The following is a 1449-nucleotide window of genomic DNA, read 5'->3' on the forward strand; positions in this document are numbered from 1 at the left end:
TCGCCAGGGCGATTGACAACAATTTCAAATAAATTTTCATCATTGAGGAAGTCATCTAAGATCTTTAATTTTGTTAAGACGATGGAGGCGCGTTCTGCATTTTTTGCTGATGGCATAATGTGACTTTATTGGCTTAATGAAAAAAGGAATAGCTGGGAGTAGAGCGGTTTCTTTTGCTCTTTACGACTAGTTTATAGACAGAGGAAAAATCGAGATCTTTTGCTACGAAAATGTTGACGAGTTCGCCTTGAAATTTTTCTAAGGTAGGAGGAATATTGATTTGATTTTCAAGAGCAATACTGGCGGCCTCTTTTCCAGTGTTGTTTGCGCCTTGAAAACCGCCGCCTCCAGAGTTGTTTGAACCTTCTTTATTGGAATTGCCTACTATTTTATTTGTTAAAACTGTTGTGGCACCATCAATAACGGTGAGTAAAAGGGAAGAGCCAAAGCGTTCCCACCAATGGGTGTTGATGTTGCCATCAAAACCAGCTCTTCCTAAACTGTCTGTTGCGGGTGAGGCAAGGTCGATGATGACACCGGTTGGGGTTTTTGCTCTTGTCCAGAGCACAAAGAGGCGAGATTGACCTTGTTTTATTCCTCCGCGGTATTCGCCAATCACTTGGGTTCCTTTATCAAGCAAAACAACGCGCCCATTGTCAGAGAGGATATCACGGTTGATGATGCAGCTTGCAAAGCCTGGTTGCTCACTGTTTAATGCGGTTTCTAAGATACAGGGAATAGAGGTTCCCATGGCGATGATAAAGTTTCTATTGCCGATGAGTTTTGCTTTTGCTTTTGCTTCTTCTGTTGTGGTAGGCTTTAATAGGGTTGCAAAATTTTGTGTGTCTTGAAGGGCAGGAGAATTTTGCGCATTCGCGAGATTTTCAAGGGCATGGAATTTTTCAAAGGGGTTGAGAGTCGTGTTGACGATGTCTTTTAATTGAGATTTAGAGCCTTTGGCAAAAGCGAGAACAGGGGCACGTCTTGCGGCATCAAGTAGTGGGTCATCTTTTTTGGGTTCTTGTGCGAGTGGTTGTGGGGGTGGTAAGGTTATTGGCGCTATGTTTGCACGCGGGTCAGAGGGCGCGAGCTCTAAAGGGGCGAGGGAATTGTGAAAGTTTTGTGCTTGTTTTTTATGAGCTTTTGCGGTGTCTTTTTGTTCTGTGGGAGTGGATAAGATGTTCCAGAGCACATAGCCGCAGATTCCTATACAGGCGATTGCGACAACTATTTTTTTGCCGGCGGTTTTGGCGCTATTGTTTTTGCCATCCCCAATAGATCCGCGATCTTCGATGATTGGTTTATCACTCATGTGTTGTCCCCTTCAATTCCCGCTTATTTAAAGATCTGATGCAATTTTACGTTCAACAGATGGTGAGGTTGTTCCGGTATTTGGATTTGTGCCTTTTGGTTGATAGGCTTCGTTAAAGACGCATAGGACGTTTTTTC

At 43.5% G+C, this 1449-nt stretch carries 1 protein-coding gene and 2 pseudogenes; all 3 read right to left on the bottom strand.

Translation table 11 applies throughout. The features are described from left to right. Positions 1-116, bottom strand: a pseudogene (locus ACFING_RS09755) (P-type DNA transfer ATPase VirB11); the annotation flags it as partial. Between the two features lie 17 nt (positions 117-133). Beyond that, on the bottom strand, positions 134-1312 hold the full coding sequence (gene virB10, locus ACFING_RS09760) for a type IV secretion system protein VirB10 (protein ID WP_375630764.1): 1179 nt from the start codon (positions 1310-1312) through the stop codon (positions 134-136). Between the two features lie 27 nt (positions 1313-1339). Then, positions 1340-1449: pseudogene (locus ACFING_RS09765) on the bottom strand (P-type conjugative transfer protein VirB9); the annotation flags it as partial.

Origin of the sequence: Bartonella sp. AP150HLJHH, from assembly GCF_042196385.1 — a bacterium.
In the GTDB taxonomy this organism is placed as follows: Bacteria; Pseudomonadota; Alphaproteobacteria; order Rhizobiales; family Rhizobiaceae; genus Bartonella.

Coding starts and splice junctions, on each gene's coding strand:
- virB10 (WP_375630764.1), bottom strand. CDS start 1,312: ATGAGTGATAAACCAATCATCGAAGATCGCGGATCTATTGGGGATGGC.